The organism is Ekhidna sp. ABH4_415, from assembly GCF_056161305.1.
In genome coordinates, this window is the sequence record NZ_JBSWYW010000011.1 from 41,731 (window position 1) to 59,710 (window position 17,980).

Sequence of the window (17,980 nt, forward strand, 5' to 3'; positions counted from 1 at the left end):
TCGTCAAATATAGCCATTGCTTACATTAACTGATGCTTCCGCCAGTTGGATCATCTGGATCATCACCTCCATCACCATCTGGGTCTGTAAGCTGTGAATTTAGCTCAGTATCTTGAATTAGTTCTTCCATAGCTGCATCTTCTGAACAAGCAGTGAATGCCATTGCTCCAACAATTACGAGGGCTGTAAATAGTTTTCTTTTCATAACTCAATAAGGTTTTTAATGATGATTCAAATATAGAAAAAAAAATTATTTTACACATAACTATTATATTTTTTTAATAAATTATTTTTGTCGCGGTAACGTTTTGATTATAAGACAGTTATGTGTAAACAAAATTATTTGTAATATTGATTATTGATAGAGAATTGTTTTAGCTCATAAGGGATTTATATTCGCTGAAATAAAAAATCATACGCATGAAATATTTTGTTATTGCACTTATAGCTATTGCCTGCACGGCCCCAGCAGAAAAGTTTTCAAGTCATGGTGCTGAGATTACCTCAGACAATGCTTTGAATACAGATTCTTTTCTATCTAAAGTAAATGAAGAAGATCAGGAGTTTAAAGTGCGTGGTACTATTGAAGAGGTTTGTCAAATGAAAGGTTGCTGGATGACCCTCAAAAATGATAAAGGGGCTAACATCCGGGTAACATTTAAAGATTATGGCTTTTTTGTCCCAAAGGACATAAGCGGGAGTGAGGTAATCATTGAAGGAATAGCAAAGAAAGAAATACTGGATGAGGATGAAGCACGACACTACGCAGAAGATGGGGGAAAGGAGTATGATGAATCGATGAGAAACTCCATCAGCTTTGTGGCAAATGGAGTTCTTGTAAAAGAAGGCTAAATTCAGCTATACAGACTCCTCTGTTTTGGCTTAATAAATAGTGATCTAAAGCTGGTGCCGGAGAGAGAAGCAAATCCTCCGGCCAGCCCTCCTATAAGCCCCGTCGCAAAAACCAACAAAATCGGGTCGCTGACTTGCATGATTTCAGCCACCTTGGTGCTGAATGCTGATTCATTAAGCACATCTATGTTCCATGCATGCCCCATCCAGACCAGGCCCACTCCCAGAAATCCCGCTACAAAAGCATTCAATCCTGAGGAAGGGGAAATGTAGCATACCAGAAAAGCCACCACCATAGCCGTCCACCAGGTAAAAAATGGTGACAGAAAATACGTAAGTGCGCCTATTACGATCAGTCGGATTATTAGCTTCATTATTTCGATTTAAGTGTAATGCTATGTGTTATTTCTGGTTGATTTGGAGAAAGTGATCGCTCAAATAATAGTTCATGATATTCACCGCTTGCCCAATCATCAATCAAATGGCCATAGGTAGGATTTCCCGGATTTCCAGACTGACTTCCCGGGTAAACACCCCAGGCATTCACTTCTCCACCGCCGAGTTCCACAATCATTCTCCAGGAAGGGCCGTGAGAGCTGGAAGCTGCATTTACAATATGACGATTCCCGCCAATCTTTACTTTTCCTTCATTGAAAGGTTTAATTCTTAGCAAGTGTCTGATTGTCGTATTCTTATACTGATACCAGAGCAGCGAGTTGCCTTCTTCTTCAAGGTATTCTTCCAGGCTCTCAATCGTTTCCTTAAATGTTTGTCGGATTAGGTCACCTCTAGATTCCGTTACAGAAGTGGATTGATTATCAATCATAAAAAAGTCTCTTTCACTTTTTAATATCTCAACCGTGGTATACCAATTGGGTCTGTAAACCGCCACTTCGCTACTGTCAATCTCGTCCCAAAGCTTGCTATTCAGTTTTCTCCACCAAACTTCATAGATAGTTGGAGCCTGTAAATCCGGATTATTGAAGTAATCCCAACCAGCCAGTTTATTGTAATAATCCCACTCTCTATCAGTAAATGAAGCTGAATCTAGGCTATCCAGCATCATGGATAATGCCTCTGATGCATTGTAATTAAAGTTGTCATGCTGCAAATTCATCATATCTTCCACCGTGATTTCATCCATCACTCGTAGACGATCATTGATCCGTCTACCTCTGTAATACTCATAGTTATAATCATATTGATAGTAAGGGTATAGGGTGTCCGCAGCATGTTGGTTGGCTGAGCTGACAAAATTTCGAGGTGGATTTTTCACGTGAAGATTGTGCGATCTGGGCATATATGTTTTCCATTCATGATCGATATTACTTCCATCCATCAAGAATTTCCCTTGCTCTTCCCATTTCACAGGAAACTTTCCATTGATCCACAGGGCAATGTCGCCGTTTGCCGCAGCAAACGAATAGTTTTGTGGTGGCCCACTGAAATAGCTGAATGATTCAACAAATTCGTCATAGTTTTCTGCCTTATTACCTAAATAAAGAGCTTTTATCTCTTTACTCGCATCATGTGCGATCCATTTCATTGCCAGGTTTGTAATCTCACTTCGATCATTTGTGAAATTTCGATCATAAACCACCGGACCGTGATGGGTATAAATGATGGTATCATAATAGCTGAATGATCCTCGAACTTTGATCTCCTCTATTACCTTTTTGGTAGGCACCCAATTATCATTGTAGAGGTATTCCTCCCTGGAGTCATCTTTAAACTGGATGTAGTACCAGTCAACCAAATCTCTCTTAGCATTGGTGTTACCCCAGGCGATCGAATCATTAAAGCCGATGGTGACACCCGGACCTCCCGGTAAAGTGGCACCCATGACATTGAGCGTAGGACTATTCAATTGCATAATGTACCAGATGCTTGGAAGGTTAAGACTCAAATCCGGTTCATTTGCCAGAATTACTTTGCCGTTTGCCGTTTTCTCTCCATTAACCACAAAGCTGTTGCTACCATTATCTGGATTTGGATTTTCGATCATAGGATCAGTGAAATAGAGTGGAAAGGTCACATCCGGTTTCTCAACAACAATTGGATCAAAATCAAATGCAGTACCGACTGGAATAACCGGATCTACTACATCGGGTCTTTCCGGATAGAGTATTTCGAACACCTCACGGCCCCATTTTTTTAGTGCATTTGTGTGTTCCAGATCACGCTCACCCCGAGATAGCATATTGTTCATGTTTGCAATTAACAGGAAGCATTTCAATGGTGTCCATTCCTCAGGTTCATAATCTAACAGCTTGTACTCAATTGGTAAGTCTGCATAGGACAAGGATTCGATGTAGGCATTAACACCAGCACTATATGATTGAATAAGTTTGTAAACCTCCGGCTCTTCCTTTTTAAACAACTCTTCAGATTTTCTGGCACCATGCATTAGTCCAATGCGACGCATCCTGCGATCGATATCAACCAGGCTGGTATTTCCAATTTCTTGCCCCAGGATTTCTGCTAACCTTCCGGCTGCTGAGTAGAGTTGAAATTCCATTTGCCACAGACGATGGTAGGCGGTAACATATCCCTGAGTGAAGAAAAGATCTTTTTCATTACTGGCAAAAACATGAGGGATTAGTAGCTCATCAAAATAAACATTCACGCTATCGGATAATCCCTCCACTGATTCTGACTCTATATCGATTGCAACATTTTCTGCGTTTTGCCAAAACCCGTGGAAGGGGCTAAGAAATTTACCTAGGGGAGGAATGGCACCTATTTTGGTGTTTAATGCGATTCCAATGGCTAAGGCGATACTGAAGGAGATGACGAAACGAAATGTTTTCATGAAACCGATGGAGCCTGTTCGGCTATTTCTTACTGATTGATAAAAACTAATTTGAGGTGAAAAATATCAAATAAATAGGGTAATGCCTATTTTTAGCATTATGAGGCGCAGTAAATTTTATGAGAGAGGGATCAAGCCTGTTTTCGATCGATTGTTTGCGCTGATTTTCCTGCTCGTTTCATTGCCGTTTCAAATTATTATCGCCGTAGTTTTATCGTTTCACTTTATGCGATCACCATTGTTTTTGCACACAAGAGTAGGTAGGAATGAATCTAAATTTAAGCTTTTGAAATTCCGTACGTTTAGAACTGACTTTGATGAAAAGTCCATGACTCGGTTAGGCCGATTAATTCGCTCTTATTCACTGGATGAATTGCCTCAATTGTTAAATGTTCTGAAGGGAGATATGTCTCTTGTGGGTCCCAGGCCACTATTAGTTGAGTACCTTAAGCACTATAATGACGAAGAGAAAACAAGACATCTGGTCTTACCGGGGGTCACCGGATTCGCACAGGTAAATGGTAGAAATTCGATAAACTGGGAAGAACGAATGAAGCTGGATATTTTTTATGTGAATAACATCTCATTCAAGCTGGATATGAAAATTTTGCTAAAAACATTTCTTGAAGTTTTTAAAAGGGATTTGACTTCATACAAAGATGAAAAGACCATTACCTTTAGTGAATACGCACAAAAAAGGTGAAAGATCAACGCATATATTTATCTCCACCCAATGTGGGAGAGAAGGAACAGGAAGAGGTCTTAAAATCTCTGGCCAGTGGATGGATAGCACCAGTAGGCCCGTCTATTAATGCGTTTGAATCTGAACTTGCTAAGAAATATAAGGGTAGAGAGGTGGTTGCTCTCAACTCTGGTACTTCAGCTTTGCATCTGGCATTGATTATGGCAAGGGTTGGAGTAAATGATCATGTGCTTGTTAGTTCATTTACGTTTGCAGCTTGTGCGAATGTTGTGTTGTACCAGGGAGCTATCCCGATTTTTATTGATAGTGAAGAGGAAACCTGGAACCTGGATCCGGAGGTATTGGCTGAATATCTGGTTAATTGTACAAAAATACCCAAAGCACTAATAGTCACGCACTTATATGGGATGCCTGCCCAGATGAATGAAATAATCCGAATAGCTAAAGAACACAATATCATCGTTATAGAAGATGCAGCTGAAGCCTTAGGAGCTCGATTGAAGAATCAAGAAGTGGGTGTTTTCGGTGACTATGGCATTTTATCTTTCAACGGAAACAAAATTATCTCAACTAGTGGGGGTGGAGCATTTATATGCCATGCTGAAGAAAAAAACAGAGCCATTCATCTTGCAACTCAAGCGAATAGTGGCCAACTAACGTATGATCATAAGGAAGTAGGATACAATTACCGGCTGAGTAATGTTCTGGCTGGTATTGGGATAGGTCAGTTGAAGCAGCTTGAATCTTTCATTGAAAAGAAAAGAGCGATTTTTGATCGGTACAAAGATGCGCTAAATAGCTATTTTGAATTTCTGGAGGAACCCACTAACAGCTTTTCTAACAGGTGGTTGACTACCTGCACCCTAAATGATTCCACCAGGAACATTATGGACTTAATCCAATTTTTGGATAATCAAAACATCGAGTCGCGCAGGTTATGGAAACCGCTTCATTTACATAAGGTGTATGATGATTATGCCTTTCATGGAAGTGGAGTATGTGAAGAAATATTTGAAAAAGGCATTTGCTTACCTTCAGGTACTGGGCTGACTACTGATGAGCAGGACGATGTGATAGCCACAGTGAAAAAATGGTTTCAGTCGTAGGCTGAGGGCTTCTTAATAATGGCCTTGTTTTTTCTGGAAAATAGATCAGGAGGAAGAAAAATTTCAGCCTTTAAGCTTATTTGAAGGAAACTATCATTGGTATCCGGGTCACCTCTTCTTGCCCCGGGTTGAATTTGATCATAGAATTCAGGGTTAACTACACCCACCTCATCTTTTCGGTCGGCCAGCAATTCAGCGGTGGAATTTGTAAATTCCGAAGCATAAGTGTTGGAGACATCATCCAGATAGTCAGTGAAAGCATAATGGTAGGAGATTTCCAGATTGACATTCAGAAACTCATTCACTTTGAATTTCCCCCCGATACCAACAGGAATGGTCGTTACCCACTTTTTATAATCAACACCTTCCGTACGAGCTTCTCTAAGCTTATAGCGCTCTCCACCTAGCTCAGCAGTAGGGGTGAATTTCATATAGCCAACCCCTGTAAATAGGTAGGGGTCAAACGTCCATCGCTTATAATAATCACCTTGGTAGGGCTTCAGGTAATAGATTGCATGAAATTGGAAATGCATGTTTCTCGATTGGAACGAGAGATTTCTTTGCCTTTGAAAAGTACTGTCCGGGGCATTTTTATCATCACCGGATAGCGTAAAAAAAGAACCCTCTATTCGCGCCCCCACCCGGTTTAATAAACGGGCTTCTACTCCGAAACTAAATTGAGAAAGGTCGTCATTGATGCTGTTCCGTTGATTGAGCTCACCAAAATAGGTGGAAGTACCCGTACCTACTGATAGAGAGAAGTATCGGTCGTTGTATTGCCAGGACAAAAAGTTTTGGGAACTAGCTGCGAGGCAGCAGAAGAGCAGAGCTAAAGTGAGGAGCGTTCTCATTAGGACTCAAAAATATTGCAGAAAAGTTTCCGACCAGTGCTGGTCGGAAAACAATTTCTACAAATAATCACCCTAATCGTTTGCTTTTGCGTGTAAACCATGTTTGTTCTAACGTCACAAACACGGCTACTAATATTAATGAGAAAATTAATGTTGCCATAACTAGCAAATACTTATACAATATTACGAAAGAGCCTCACCTTGTTATGCTGGGGTAAAATCTTATAATTATTTAAGTATTATGCTTATTTTCAGTTCAAACAGGCTTTTGCCTCCATTTCTTCTTCTCACTATGCTTTTTCTTGGACTCTAGGCGTTTCCTTTTTGCAGCTTTAGTAGGTTGTGTGGGCTTTCGTTTCTTCTTTTTAGTGAAAGCTTTGGCAAGCATCCGATCCAGCTTTTTGAAGGCGATTTCTTTGTTTTTGAGTTGTGATCGTTTGCCATCTGCTGTGACGATTAGGTCATCTTCTTTCGTGAGTTTGCTTGAATGAGCTGTACGGACCATTTGCTTTTGCAGGTCGGACATAACCGCTGATTTTCCAACATTCCATCGCAGGATGACTTTCGTTTCTACTTTATTTACGTTTTGACCACCTGGACCCCCACTTCGGGCAGTCGAGATTTCTACTTCTTTTCTTATTTGGCTTGCTGTTATACGACTCATATCACATTAACAATATTTGGATTATTTAGATCCTATATTTTATTTCTTTCTACTTTATCGAAACAAATAAATTATTCCTTTCGTATATTAGTCTGCAAAATAGAAACTAATAGACATGAAGGGAACCAATCTAGGAGAATTTGAAGAGCTGCTATTGCTTGTCGTGCTCATCTTACAGGAAGAAGCATACATGCTTCGTATCAAGGATGAGATTAAAAATCAGGTTAATCGTTCCATTTCTATGGGGGCACTACATACCACGCTTGCTCGCTTGGAGCAAAAAGATTTCTTAAAATCAGAGATGGGTGGAGCCACTAATGAAAGAGGTGGAAGAAGAAAGCGTATTTATGAACTGACTGCTGCAGGAAAGTTGGCACTAAATGAAGTAAAGGAAATGCGGGCCAATCTGTGGAATCAGGTGCCGGCAGTCGAATTAAAATTCAGTCATGCCTAAGGATCTCCAACCACCGAAACTTTCATTGAAACTGGTTCGCTGGTTATGTAAAAGTGAGTTGGTGGAGGAGGTTGAAGGTAACCTTCATGAATATTATACCATTCTTAGCCAATCGAATTTTAAAGGACTAAAATATTGGTATCAGGTGTTAACCTACCTGCGACCATCTACACTGAAATCATTCAAAAACTCAAACGCTGGACCTATGTTAATTTTCAATCCAATCCTCACATTTCGGAACCTTTATCGAAATAAATCAACCTCCCTTATTAGCATCTTTGGTTTTTCCATGGGATTGGTTGCCACCATTTTTCTGTATTTCTACTTAGTCGGAGAAGTCACAACAGACGATTTCCATGCGGATAAAGACCAAATCTATCGTGTTATAAGAGTTTCAGAAATGAATGGAACCCCTTATCGGATTGGAGTGACATCCGTACCCTATGCGGAGGCTCTTAAAACAGATTTTCCTTCAGATATAACTGCAACCGTGAGAGTATTACCTGAGGAGGGGCTAGTGGCTGTAGGTGAAAGGCGATTTGTTGAGGATAATTTATTATTCGCAGATCAGAACTTCTTCGAGTTCTTTTCATATCCATTGAAAACAGGAAATCCTGAAACAGTCCTCTCGACAGTAAATGCAGTAGTTCTCACACAGGCATCAGCTAAAAAGTACTTCGGGGATGAGGATCCAATGGGACAGGTGCTCGAGGTTGATAATGAGTTTGAGTTTATTGTATCCGGCATTATGGATGAGCTGCCGGGAGAAACACACATCGACTTTAGTATGGCTTTCTCCATCGGATTAATGGAGCGATTTGAGTGGTTTGGCGGATGGTGGAATAATGGCCTGATGACCTATGTTAAAATCCCGAGCCCTCAGCGAGCACAAAATGTAACGGATAACCTGGTCCCATTCATTGATAAATACCTGGGAGAGGACTTTGCCCGATCTGGTAAGCGAATTGATCTGGAACTTGAGCCACTAACAGATGTCTACTTCAATGATGAGACGCGCTATGATCCGGCTAAGCATGGAAACCTTTCATCCATTCTTACCCTTTCAGCGGTGGCCATAGCTATTTTGTTCATCGCCTGTTTCAATTATGTCAACCTCTCCATTGCACAGTCATTTATGCGTGCCAAGGAAGTAGGTGTGCGTAAGGTGCTAGGAGGAGGTAAATCTCGATTGATTGTTCAGTTTTTGTCAGAGTCATTTTTGATATTGTTGCTATCATTGATTTTGTCCGTGGGATTATGCGAACTGCTTAATCCTGCTTTCAATAATTACTTCGGTCTGGATGTGACACTTCAATGGTTTGATATAAATGTCATACTATTCTTTCTCGGGTTGACCGCCATTATACTACTGTGTGCCGGGGTGTATCCTGCCATGTTGCTTTCGGGATTTAAACCAGTGAGTATCCTAAGAGGAGGGAAGCTTTCATCAGGAAAAAGAGTGGGACTTAGAAAAGCGCTGGTAGTAACGCAGTTTGCCATTTCAATCTTTTTGATTGTAGCGTCCATTCTCATTGGAGTACAAACCCAATACCTCAACGCGAAAGATCTCGGCTTCAACAAAGAAGCGCTGGTACTGGTAGATCTCAACAATAGCGAAATAAGAAGTCAACGTGAGCAGTTGAAGGATCGACTGATGGCGAATGCCAACATTCATGGAGTAACGCAGGTTTCGGGAGAACCCGGAGGTTTTCATGACGCATCTAGCTTTCAGGTGACCGGCTTAAATGAACCATATAGAATGCGCACCCTGTTTACTGATACGGAGTATTTTGACTTGCTTGGTATTGACATCATAGCGGGTCGAAATTTTTCAAAAGAGATTACTTCCGATGAAGATTATCGTGTGATCATTAACGAGCGCGCGGTGACAGAACTTGGACTAACTCCTGATGAGGTAATAGGTAGGAAGGTGACCATGCCCAACTGGGACATCAGCGATGCTCCCGTGATAGGCGTGGCAGCAGACTATCACTTCAATACTTTGAAAGATGCAATAGAGCCATTAGCAATATTGTCGGGTGGATTTCACCGAAAGATGTTGGTAAAAATGAATATGCAAAATGTCAAAGAGGGATTGCTATTCATCGATCAGACGTTTGAAGAACTGGCTCCCGGATTTCCTATGTCGTATCAGTTTATGGACGATCGATTAGCGGAATTGTATGAAAATGAGCAGAAACAAGCACGGGTCTTCAGTACATTTTCAGGGCTTTCGATCTTTCTAGCCTGCTTAGGAATTTTTGGTCTAGCTACCTACTCAGCTCAGAGGAGACAAAAGGAGCTAGGCATTCGAAAGGTGCTTGGTGCCACTGCACAACAAATCATCGGATTGATATCGAGAGAGTTTGTTTGGTTAGTGATAGTTGCTTCTGTAGTGGCTATCCCAGTAGCCTGGTACTTCATCAGCCAATGGTTGGGAGGTTATGCATACCGGATCAATATCCTCGACTATTGGTATGTGTTTGTTGTTGGTGGACTGCTGGCAGTCGTGATTGCATTGATCACAGTTGCTTTCAAAACCTATGGTGCTGCTATTTCAGATCCGACGGAGAGTATAAGGAATGAGTAACCCTTCGACAGGCTCAGGGTGACACGCACTCATTTATTTATGGAACTTGTCATTCTGAACGCAGCGCAGCGGAGTGAACCATCTATACTAAATCATGTAATCGCTTCGAAAGAATAAACAAAGAGGTGACCTCCGTCACCTCCTTTTAACCCAAACGACAAACGCCGCGATTACCCAAAGTCCGGTCCATATCACATCGTTCAATGGACGATTCATGGTTTCTTCTACTAATCCTACATTGGAAATCTCTGCGCTAATGTTAACAGCTCCATGGAAGATCACCGGTACCCAGATCACACGTTGCTTATTGAAAGCCACACCAAAAGCAATCGAGAATAAGATCGTCACCATCGGCATCAATACAATTCCGCCTAGCACCGGATAATCCGGATAATTATGGCCTAATAGGATACCGGGAAGGTGCCACCAACCCCAGATCACACCGATCATCAGGAATCCAACTAATGAGTTTGTTGATGCCCATTCTTTTTGTAGGTAGCCTCTCCAACCCAACTCTTCACCAAAGGCAATGAACAGGCTATACAAAAGCATTCCTACAAAATAGGAGAGGATGAAATTGGGAATGAACACATACCAAGGCTGTGCGGAAGCACCCATTAGCATGGCCATACCTTTCAAACCAACCTGACCATCTTCCAGTGTAATGAATCCTTGTTTCAGCTCTGCTGCACCTGTCAACACACTGAGGATGATTGTCAGAATCTCGATCGTAAACGGAATGAATGCAGCCAGTAATATCCATTTCCACCCTTTGAGTGGATTCCAAACCAAATTACTAAACAGTCCTTCTTTATGAACCAGTCGAAGGATGATGGCTGCCAGTCCGGGCATCCACATTAGGAGGAGCGTCCAACTAGAGCCTGTATCTCCATCAGTAATGATGAAGAAGTAGGGGATGGCAGATAGAACAACAGTAAGTCCTACAAACTGCCATCCTTTTTTGCTGAGTTGTTTTAGCTTATTCATTGATCTTCTTTAGTTCGTTTCCAAATGCTTTGATGATTCCATCTTTATAGGTGATGGACTGCCCACCGTATCTGCCCAGTCCGGCTACTTTCGCTCGGTCATCACTTATGAAATCCATCACCATTTCGATGTTCTGACCGTCAGTAGTTGTCTTGAAGGAGAAGACCATTAAATCATCTTTTTCAGCAATGCTGAAGTCTCCGAAGAATGGAATTTCTCCCGGCAGGGGATTGATGATCTCATAGTCCCCCGTTCTTGATTTCCATGCCTCCGGTACTTCTTGCTTTTCAAATCGAGCGGCAATCAGCTCTTTAGGATTACCTTCCTCCAGGCTGGTCATGAGCGGGTAGCCGTCCACTTCCTCAAACATCACTCGTTGATCACCCAACCGAATAGGGATGAGATGCAGAAGAATTACCTTCGGAATGAATTGGTTGTTTTCTACAGGAATCAACTCCAATCGCAAGCCTTGCAGTTTCATAAACAGCTTTTTGTTTTTGCGATAAACATCAATATACGCTCCTGGTGCGGCATAAATGCCTGTGTATTGATCCAGTTCTTCTGATGCTACCTTTATTCGATCTTTTGCTCCTAACTCTGTCGATTTCTGTTCTGCTCGCGCCAGCCCTTTGCTTTCCGCCACCTTATCGATGATGTTGTGCACTTCCCGGTATACACTTCGCCCTCTGGCAGAATTGGTGAGAATGATCACACCAACATCAGCTGTAGGAGAGAAGGCCATCGCAGCATTGAAGTAAAGCGTGGTACCTGTGTGGTAATAGATGTCACCGGCATGCGGACGACTCGTCATGCTCCACCCCAGCGCGTATCGGTCACCAAAATCCAACGGAGTGTCTTTGTGCTGCTGCTCCAGTATTTGCTGATAGGTATCAGGCTTTAATAAATCTTTAGATTCACTCATGAATGCTTGTAAGAATTTAGAAAGATCCTTTGAGGAAGTGAATAATCCACCTGCAGGAGTGTCCCTCAAATTCACATCTGATTGGCTTTTTCCTTTTCCATCGTAGGTCTTGCTTGCTTTTTCCAATGCGTTGAATTCTGTGTTGTTCATTCCGAGCGGTTGAAGGATACTTGATTCAATATATTCCGGATACTCCATGCCGCTGACCTCAGCAATCATATGCCCGAGTAGGGTATAGCCGGGATTTGAATAAGTCCGAATCTGATTGGGTGGTCCGGCCATGTACTCATCGTTGATGTAATTGACCAGGCACTTGTAATCTTCCGGTTGTTCACTGAACATACCCTTGAAGATGTCAGAAGGTAAGCCGGAGTGGTGAGTCATCACATTTCTAGGTGTGACTCCATCGCTGTTATCTTGCATCCGGAAAGAAGGCAAATATTGACTCAATGGGTTATCAATGTCAATTTTATCTCGCTCAGCTAGTTGCATGACCGCAGTTGAAGTCAATACTTTGGTTACTGATCCAATTCCAAAGATGGTTTCATCGGTGACTGGTTTTTCATTTTCGACATCTTCATATCCGAAGTTGTCGACCCAAAGAATTCCTTCAGAGGAAACAACGGCAACTGAGGCGCCAACCACTTTACTTTTTTTCATGGTTTTGGTAATACGCTCCTTAAATTCTGAGCGAATGGCTTCCATATCAGACTGTGCCTGTAGCAACATCTGTGAAGCAATGAGCAATAAGAATAGGATGGATTTTTTCATCGTTTTTATGAGTTTAATCCAAGGTTCGGCTGAATTCCTGACCCAATAAAATGAGATACACCAGCCATCAAGTATTCGTGATGAACATTGAAAAGTAATTGATGAAAGCGTTCGTGTAGTTTTTAAGGGTGTTCGTCAAGAGTGAGTAAGTACTGATCAACCAAAGACTATTCAGAAGTAGATACCGCTTATTTTTGGCTGGAAATGAAAGAAATCAAACCATTTGAGTGGCTAATCCATGTGTTGGTGATTGTACTGGGGCTATTGCTTCTCAATTATCCTGCATTTGACCTGACGTTTGGTGTCTTCAATTCTGGGGATGGCTCATTGCTGTGGCCATCCGTTTTGGGTACGGTGTTTAATCTGATTCTCTTCTACGGTATTGCCTTTTATCTGATCCCGATCACATTGAAAAGGGGCACGGGAATATTTATCATCCGGCTGATCGTTTTATTTTCATTCGTTTCTACAGTGGAGGTATTGATTGACTCTACTTTTTATCGTTCAAGTGGAAATTCGATAGATAGTGGTATTTGGTCTGAGTTGGTGGTGATGGTGCTATTCACACATGTTTTGGTTGTGATTGTTGCTTTTGCCTATCGGTTTTCCAAAGACTGGTTTGCCAATGAACGTACCAAGCGAAAGATCAATGAACATCAACTGCGTTCGGAATTGGATGTATTGAAAAGTCAGATCAATCCCCATTTCCTGTTTAATGCACTTAATAATCTCTATTCCATGTCGCTGCAATCCGGAGATGAGAAAACCGCCGAAGGGATCAGTGTATTGTCCGAAATGATGCGATATGTCTTTGATAAAACAGGGGAGGATAAGGTCGCACTACAGGAAGAGATTCAATACATCAGCGATTACCTTTATCTGCAGCAGCTGCGCTTCAATAAGCAGGTTAAGGTTCAATTCGATCATCCTGAAACTATATCTAATTTCTACATTGCTCCGATGCTATTGATTCCGTTTGTGGAGAATGCCTTTAAATACGGTGTTTCCAATCACGCCAAAACCACGATTGAGATTCGAATTGCCCTTGAGGAAGGTCATTTTGTGTTTGAAGTAAAGAATCAAAAGGCTGAGCGAACAGAAACCATTCCTTCCAGTGGAGTGGGGTTAAACAATGTGAAGAAGCGATTGAGCCTAATTTACAATGATAAACATTCACTGAGTGTGAACGAGAGCGATGACTTATTTCGGGTTAGATTAGTTATTTTGAATTCATTATGAAGTGTGTTGCCATAGATGACGAAGTACATGCGCTCAAGGTCATTGAGTTGCATGCCGAGAAGGTAGAGAAACTGGAAATGGTAGCATCGTTTACTGATCCGGTTCAGGCGGCAGACTTCCTCGAAAAGAATAAGGTAGATCTGATCTTTCTGGATATCAATATGCAGAGCCTGAATGGGTTTGAATTGTTGGAATCTCTCACGCAAAAGCCGCAGGTTATATTCACCACTGCTTACAGTGAATATGCCGTCAAAAGCTACTCAGTAGATGCGCTGGATTACCTGATGAAGCCGATATCCTTTAGTCGATTTCTGAAATCAGTGAATAAAGCTGGCACAGTTGGAAAGCGCGTGGAATCGGCACCTACAGCTCCATCACTAAACCATGACAAGGTGATCTCTGTCAAAAGTGGCACCACTATTCATCGGATCAACTTGGAAGATCTTTTGTACCTGGAAGCAGATGGCAACTACACCAAGTTTGTGACCGGTGAGGAATCTATCATGGTCCTTTGCACGATGAAAGACGCTTTGAGCAAAGTTGACGATCGGTTCATTCAAACACACCGTTCGTACGCAGTAGCCACTTCAAAAGTGAATAAAGTAGAGGCATACCAACTGCAGGTAGGTGACAAGGCTATTCCGATAGGATCATCTTATCGAAAGGAAGTCTTAGAGAAATTTTCAAATTAGTCTCTACTGAGTCTTACAGGTTTTAATTCCAAAAGGAGCATATAACGGGCAGAAACTGATGAAGCTGGTAAGAACAAATACGCCTGCCAATATGATCAATACTAGTCCTAATGTACCTGTGATCACATTAGTGAAATAGAGGTATGACATAATTGCGGCAAGTATCACTCTAATAACCCGATCCACTGATCCCATGTTCTTTTTCATCTCATTGATATTTAGTTTGATAAAAATTCTGTGATCAGGGTAATACCATATACGATAGTGACGCATAAAATGCATACGCCGATAAGTTTTGCTAGTTTCTCCCTGCTCACAATTCAAACGTAGACAGGAAATGCATTTAAAAATCTGATTTATGTCAGGTCAGAAGCTAATTAAATTCTGCTTTGATACGTATACAGATCGAAGTAGCGACCCTTTTTGGATATCAACTCATCATGTGTGCCTCGCTCGACGATTTCACCGTCTTCAATAACCAATATCTGATCTGCTTTTTTGATGGTACTCAGACGGTGCGCAATCACAAACGTGGTTCGGTCTTTCATCAGCCCATCCAAACTCTTTTGGATATAGGTTTCGCTTTCAGTATCCAGATTAGAAGTCGCCTCATCCAGGATGATAATCTTAGGATTTGCCAATAATGCGCGTGCGATGGAAATTCGCTGTTTTTGTCCTCCGGAGAGTTTCACTCCACGTTCGCCAATTACGGTATCCAGACCGTCCTCAAATCGATCGGTGAATTCATTAACATAGGCACCTTTAACTGCATCGAGCAATTCAGCTTCTGAGGCATCAGGACGTGGGAAAAGAATGTTTTCCCTAATAGTACCTTCGAATAGAAAGTCATCCTGAAGCACGACACCCAAATGCTTTCGATAACTCGAGAGGTTTACTTTCGTAATGTCATATCCATCAATCGAAACAATTCCTTTTTTGGCACTTAGAAACGTTGCTGCCAAACTTGCGGTGGTTGATTTACCTGAGCCTGAGCTACCAACCAATGCAGTGACTGAACCCGGAGGGGCATGAAATGATATGTTTTTAAGTACCTCTTTACCTTCTTCATAGGAAAACGAAACGTCAATGAATTTGATATCACCCTTGACTTCCTCCAGCATGATTGGACGATCTTCGGTCATATCCTCCGGATCCATCTTCATGATCTCTTCTGTCCGGTCAAGTCCGGCAAATGCTTCAGTGAGTTGACTGCCAATGTTGCTCATCTGAACGATCGGAGCAATCATGAAGGCGAGCAGAGAGATGAAGGATATTAACTCGCCCGATGTAAGTTCATTTTCAATCATGAAATAGCCACCCATTGCCAGGATACCTGCACTGGCAAATCCAATCAAAAACGTACCGGAACTTGTAACTACTGCAGTGGCTGTTAAGCTAGATTTAACATTTTCATACAATCTTCTGGCTCCATCTTCAAAAGTCTTGTTTTCAGATTCTTCTGCATTGAATCCTTTGATGACTCGTACGCCGTTTAGCGTTTCTGTCAATCGGCCGGTCACTTCTGCATTGAGTTTTCCACGCTCACGGAAAATTGGTCTTATCCTTCCAAATGCCTTCAAAGCAATAAACGCAAACAGCCCGACAGGTACGAGGGTGAAAACGGTCATCGAAGGACTGATGTTAATTAGAAGAATCAGTGCCAAAACAGAGGTGATTGTACCTCCAATGAGCTGAACCAAGCCTGTCCCGACCAGGTTCCTAACACCTTCTACATCCGTCATGATACGAGATACCAATGACCCGGATTTATTATTATCGAAGAAGTTGATGGGTAAGGAGAGGATCTTCTTTTGGACTTTTACTCTCAATTCTGAGATCAGAAACTGAGCCTCTACGCTTAGTATTCGTGTGAGCAAAAATGATGAGATGGCTTGAACTGCCAATGAGATCACAATGATGATCACGATCAGTTTCAGCATCGCGAAATCTTTGTTAGGTACTGCATCATCAAGCAAGTATTTGGTTGCTGCCGGCAATACCAAACCTGCAGGTCTGCTTATGACAATAAGTAGCAACCCTATTAGGATGGTTTTACGTCTTGGCCAGATGATGTTTTTGACTGCCCAGGCGAAGGTGACATTTTTGTTTTTGCTCATTGAAGTGCTAAACCTGACTTTTTAAGAAATGGTTCTTTTGGAGAAAAATTCTAGCCAGTTTATTGGGCACAATTCACGCACTTATTACTCTCCGGCATCAATAAGATTCTGCCAATGGGAATCGGTTGCATGCATTTGATGCATAGGCCAAATCCCGGTTTGCCAATATTGTCTAATGCCTGATTAAGCTTGGATAGCTTTCCTTCGGCTTGACGCAAAGCTGATTCAGTAATGCTCTTATTATTTATGGCGTCCATTCTGGAAATCCGACCAATTGAATTGTCTAAAGAGACAGGTTTGGATTGCTCCTTATATTCATTGATCAGCAAAATGGTTTTACTGATTTCCTCCTCGATTTTTTTACGTATTTCATCGACTTCCATATCCGAAACTAGCTAAAAATGCTGTTTGGAACGACATACTATGTAATTTAGAATTATAAAAAGATTCAATATGAAACACCTAAGAAAACTCACACTGCTTTTAGCGGTATTTGCACTCCTTTTCAGCATTTCATGCGGGAGCGATGATGAAGAAACAGTTGATCTGAGCGACGTTGAGTTTGCGTTTGACGTAAGTAACCCTCCGATCGATCAGACGGTTATTACGAACCTGAATAATTCTGGAGACCAGAATGCGTTGCAAATTAGCTCCAACTTATCGGCAGCTAATGCAATGACCGGTTGGTTGGCTTTATTTAATCAACCCAGTGGTGCACAGCAATCAAGTGTACCGATTGGTACTTGTGGTGGAAAGGCTGTAGTATATACCTACACTGCAAATAGTGGTAATGATACATTTACAGTAGCTTATCAGATTTGCGAAACAAGCAGCGCGTATGTCTTTCAGATTTTCTTTTCTCAGAATGGGTCGGATCCTGAATTATTCATTTATGCTGAGCAATCTAAATCCGCAAATCAGGGATACATGGAAGTCTATGGATCGGCAATTGGGGTTTCTGAAGTCGAATCCATACCTGTAATCAGATATACATGGGAGGAAAATGCCGATGGTTCTTTCAATTTTGTCGTTACTGATTCAAATAGTGGGTTTGTTATTGACATAGACGTAAATGCAGACAACTCAGGTGAGATGAGTTACACCATTGATGGTAGCCTTTACTATGAAGCAACATGGAATGCTGCTGGGTCTGCCGGAACGTATACTTACTACAATACAGATGGATCTGTTTCAAGTTCCGGAACCTGGCCAAGCTAGTA

The 17,980-nt window shown here is 41.7% G+C and carries 18 protein-coding genes; 8 read left to right on the plus strand and 10 right to left on the minus strand.

Annotated features, from left to right (window positions below; translation table 11 throughout):
* Nucleotides 1-25 precede the first annotated feature (25 nt).
* The gene (locus ACXAH9_RS16720) at nucleotides 26-205 is read right to left on the minus strand and encodes a hypothetical protein (protein WP_474895992.1); all 180 of its coding nucleotides are present in this window, start codon (nucleotides 203-205) and stop codon (nucleotides 26-28) included.
* A 215-nt stretch (nucleotides 206-420) separates the two neighbouring features.
* Here ACXAH9_RS16720 and ACXAH9_RS16725 point away from each other — a divergent pair, with 215 nt between their 5' ends.
* On the plus strand, nucleotides 421-852 hold the full coding sequence (locus ACXAH9_RS16725) for a DUF4920 domain-containing protein (protein WP_474895993.1): 432 nt from the start codon (nucleotides 421-423) through the stop codon (nucleotides 850-852).
* Nucleotides 853-854: 2 nt separating this feature from the next.
* On the opposite strand, the gene ACXAH9_RS16730 is transcribed toward ACXAH9_RS16725, so the two are convergent.
* Entirely contained in the window at nucleotides 855-1,226 is a 372-nt protein-coding gene (locus ACXAH9_RS16730; protein WP_474895994.1) for a hypothetical protein, read from the minus strand.
* Entirely contained in the window at nucleotides 1,226-3,664 is a 2,439-nt protein-coding gene (locus tag ACXAH9_RS16735; protein ID WP_474895995.1) for a penicillin acylase family protein, read from the minus strand. The genes ACXAH9_RS16730 and ACXAH9_RS16735 overlap by 1 nt, the downstream gene beginning before the upstream one ends.
* 100 nt (nucleotides 3,665-3,764) lie before the next feature.
* Here ACXAH9_RS16735 and ACXAH9_RS16740 point away from each other — a divergent pair, with 100 nt between their 5' ends.
* Together ACXAH9_RS16740 and ACXAH9_RS16745 are read left to right on the plus strand one after the other, a co-directional pair.
* Nucleotides 3,765-4,367: a sugar transferase gene (locus ACXAH9_RS16740; protein WP_474895996.1), complete on the plus strand. Its 603-nt coding sequence runs from the start codon at nucleotides 3,765-3,767 to the stop codon at nucleotides 4,365-4,367.
* Nucleotides 4,364-5,473, plus strand: coding sequence for a DegT/DnrJ/EryC1/StrS family aminotransferase (locus ACXAH9_RS16745; protein WP_474895997.1), 1,110 nt, complete (start codon nucleotides 4,364-4,366; stop codon nucleotides 5,471-5,473). Before ACXAH9_RS16740 ends, ACXAH9_RS16745 begins: the two co-directional genes overlap by 4 nt.
* Here the strand turns inward: ACXAH9_RS16745 and ACXAH9_RS16750 are convergent.
* Together ACXAH9_RS16750 and arfB are read right to left on the minus strand one after the other, a co-directional pair.
* Nucleotides 5,464-6,324 carry a DUF6089 family protein gene (locus ACXAH9_RS16750; RefSeq protein ID WP_474895998.1) on the minus strand — a complete coding sequence of 287 codons (861 nt, stop codon included), beginning with the start codon at nucleotides 6,322-6,324 and terminating at the stop codon, nucleotides 5,464-5,466. The genes ACXAH9_RS16745 and ACXAH9_RS16750 overlap by 10 nt on opposite strands.
* A 256-nt stretch (nucleotides 6,325-6,580) precedes the next feature.
* A complete protein-coding gene (arfB, locus tag ACXAH9_RS16755; RefSeq protein ID WP_474895999.1) occupies nucleotides 6,581-6,988 on the minus strand; it encodes an alternative ribosome rescue aminoacyl-tRNA hydrolase ArfB in 408 nt (135 codons plus the stop codon).
* Between the two features lie 115 nt (nucleotides 6,989-7,103).
* Here arfB and ACXAH9_RS16760 point away from each other — a divergent pair, with 115 nt between their 5' ends.
* The gene (locus ACXAH9_RS16760) at nucleotides 7,104-7,442 is read left to right on the plus strand and encodes a PadR family transcriptional regulator (protein ID WP_474896000.1); all 339 of its coding nucleotides are present in this window, start codon (nucleotides 7,104-7,106) and stop codon (nucleotides 7,440-7,442) included.
* Nucleotides 7,435-10,032: an ABC transporter permease gene (locus tag ACXAH9_RS16765; RefSeq protein WP_474896001.1), complete on the plus strand. Its 2,598-nt coding sequence runs from the start codon at nucleotides 7,435-7,437 to the stop codon at nucleotides 10,030-10,032. Before ACXAH9_RS16760 ends, ACXAH9_RS16765 begins: the two co-directional genes overlap by 8 nt.
* 135 nt (nucleotides 10,033-10,167) lie before the next feature.
* On the opposite strand, the gene ACXAH9_RS16770 is transcribed toward ACXAH9_RS16765, so the two are convergent.
* Both ACXAH9_RS16770 and ACXAH9_RS16775 read right to left on the minus strand, forming a co-directional pair.
* Complete coding sequence (locus tag ACXAH9_RS16770; RefSeq protein ID WP_474896002.1) at nucleotides 10,168-11,019, minus strand: CPBP family intramembrane glutamic endopeptidase; 852 nt, start codon at nucleotides 11,017-11,019, stop codon at nucleotides 10,168-10,170.
* Entirely contained in the window at nucleotides 11,012-12,712 is a 1,701-nt protein-coding gene (locus ACXAH9_RS16775) for a serine hydrolase domain-containing protein (RefSeq protein WP_474896003.1), read from the minus strand. The genes ACXAH9_RS16770 and ACXAH9_RS16775 overlap by 8 nt, the downstream gene beginning before the upstream one ends.
* Before the next feature lie 204 nt (nucleotides 12,713-12,916).
* Here ACXAH9_RS16775 and ACXAH9_RS16780 point away from each other — a divergent pair, with 204 nt between their 5' ends.
* Nucleotides 12,917-13,951 carry a sensor histidine kinase gene (locus ACXAH9_RS16780; RefSeq protein ID WP_474896004.1) on the plus strand — a complete coding sequence of 345 codons (1,035 nt, stop codon included), beginning with the start codon at nucleotides 12,917-12,919 and terminating at the stop codon, nucleotides 13,949-13,951.
* Nucleotides 13,948-14,643, plus strand: a complete 696-nt coding sequence (locus tag ACXAH9_RS16785) for a LytR/AlgR family response regulator transcription factor (RefSeq protein ID WP_474896005.1) — start codon at nucleotides 13,948-13,950, stop codon at nucleotides 14,641-14,643. The genes ACXAH9_RS16780 and ACXAH9_RS16785 overlap by 4 nt, the downstream gene beginning before the upstream one ends.
* A gap of 3 nt (nucleotides 14,644-14,646) precedes the next feature.
* Here ACXAH9_RS16785 and ACXAH9_RS16790 read toward each other — a convergent pair whose 3' ends face one another.
* The 3 genes from ACXAH9_RS16790 to ACXAH9_RS16800 all read right to left on the minus strand — a co-directional run bounded on the left by ACXAH9_RS16790 (nucleotide 14,647) and on the right by ACXAH9_RS16800 (nucleotide 17,143).
* Nucleotides 14,647-14,850: a YgaP family membrane protein gene (locus tag ACXAH9_RS16790; RefSeq protein ID WP_474896006.1), complete on the minus strand. Its 204-nt coding sequence runs from the start codon at nucleotides 14,848-14,850 to the stop codon at nucleotides 14,647-14,649.
* A 170-nt stretch (nucleotides 14,851-15,020) separates the two neighbouring features.
* Nucleotides 15,021-16,760, minus strand: a complete 1,740-nt coding sequence (locus ACXAH9_RS16795) for an ABC transporter ATP-binding protein (protein WP_474896007.1) — start codon at nucleotides 16,758-16,760, stop codon at nucleotides 15,021-15,023.
* 59 nt (nucleotides 16,761-16,819) lie between these two features.
* Complete coding sequence (locus ACXAH9_RS16800) at nucleotides 16,820-17,143, minus strand: TraR/DksA family transcriptional regulator (RefSeq protein ID WP_474896008.1); 324 nt, start codon at nucleotides 17,141-17,143, stop codon at nucleotides 16,820-16,822.
* 70 nt (nucleotides 17,144-17,213) lie between these two features.
* On the opposite strand from ACXAH9_RS16800, the gene ACXAH9_RS16805 reads away from it, so the two are divergent.
* A complete protein-coding gene (locus ACXAH9_RS16805; RefSeq protein WP_474896009.1) occupies nucleotides 17,214-17,978 on the plus strand; it encodes a hypothetical protein in 765 nt (254 codons plus the stop codon).
* The last annotated feature ends 2 nt before the right edge of the window (nucleotides 17,979-17,980 follow it).

Bases quoted from the DNA above. Each gene is read 5' to 3' on its own strand.
- ACXAH9_RS16740 (WP_474895996.1), top strand. From the start codon at position 3,765: ATGAGGCGCAGTAAATTTTATGAGAGAGGGATCAAGCCTGTTTTCGAT.
- arfB (WP_474895999.1), bottom strand. From the start codon at position 6,988: ATGAGTCGTATAACAGCAAGCCAAATAAGAAAAGAAGTAGAAATCTCG.
- ACXAH9_RS16720 (WP_474895992.1), bottom strand. From the start codon at position 205: ATGAAAAGAAAACTATTTACAGCCCTCGTAATTGTTGGAGCAATGGCA.
- ACXAH9_RS16785 (WP_474896005.1), top strand. From the start codon at position 13,948: ATGAAGTGTGTTGCCATAGATGACGAAGTACATGCGCTCAAGGTCATT.
- ACXAH9_RS16790 (WP_474896006.1), bottom strand. From the start codon at position 14,850: ATGAAAAAGAACATGGGATCAGTGGATCGGGTTATTAGAGTGATACTT.
- ACXAH9_RS16795 (WP_474896007.1), bottom strand. From the start codon at position 16,760: ATGAGCAAAAACAAAAATGTCACCTTCGCCTGGGCAGTCAAAAACATC.
- ACXAH9_RS16725 (WP_474895993.1), top strand. From the start codon at position 421: ATGAAATATTTTGTTATTGCACTTATAGCTATTGCCTGCACGGCCCCA.
- ACXAH9_RS16735 (WP_474895995.1), bottom strand. From the start codon at position 3,664: ATGAAAACATTTCGTTTCGTCATCTCCTTCAGTATCGCCTTAGCCATT.
- ACXAH9_RS16750 (WP_474895998.1), bottom strand. From the start codon at position 6,324: ATGAGAACGCTCCTCACTTTAGCTCTGCTCTTCTGCTGCCTCGCAGCT.
- ACXAH9_RS16765 (WP_474896001.1), top strand. From the start codon at position 7,435: ATGCCTAAGGATCTCCAACCACCGAAACTTTCATTGAAACTGGTTCGC.
- ACXAH9_RS16760 (WP_474896000.1), top strand. From the start codon at position 7,104: ATGAAGGGAACCAATCTAGGAGAATTTGAAGAGCTGCTATTGCTTGTC.
- ACXAH9_RS16730 (WP_474895994.1), bottom strand. From the start codon at position 1,226: ATGAAGCTAATAATCCGACTGATCGTAATAGGCGCACTTACGTATTTT.
- ACXAH9_RS16800 (WP_474896008.1), bottom strand. From the start codon at position 17,143: ATGGAAGTCGATGAAATACGTAAAAAAATCGAGGAGGAAATCAGTAAA.
- ACXAH9_RS16780 (WP_474896004.1), top strand. From the start codon at position 12,917: ATGAAAGAAATCAAACCATTTGAGTGGCTAATCCATGTGTTGGTGATT.
- ACXAH9_RS16770 (WP_474896002.1), bottom strand. From the start codon at position 11,019: ATGAATAAGCTAAAACAACTCAGCAAAAAAGGATGGCAGTTTGTAGGA.
- ACXAH9_RS16775 (WP_474896003.1), bottom strand. From the start codon at position 12,712: ATGAAAAAATCCATCCTATTCTTATTGCTCATTGCTTCACAGATGTTG.
- ACXAH9_RS16805 (WP_474896009.1), top strand. From the start codon at position 17,214: ATGAAACACCTAAGAAAACTCACACTGCTTTTAGCGGTATTTGCACTC.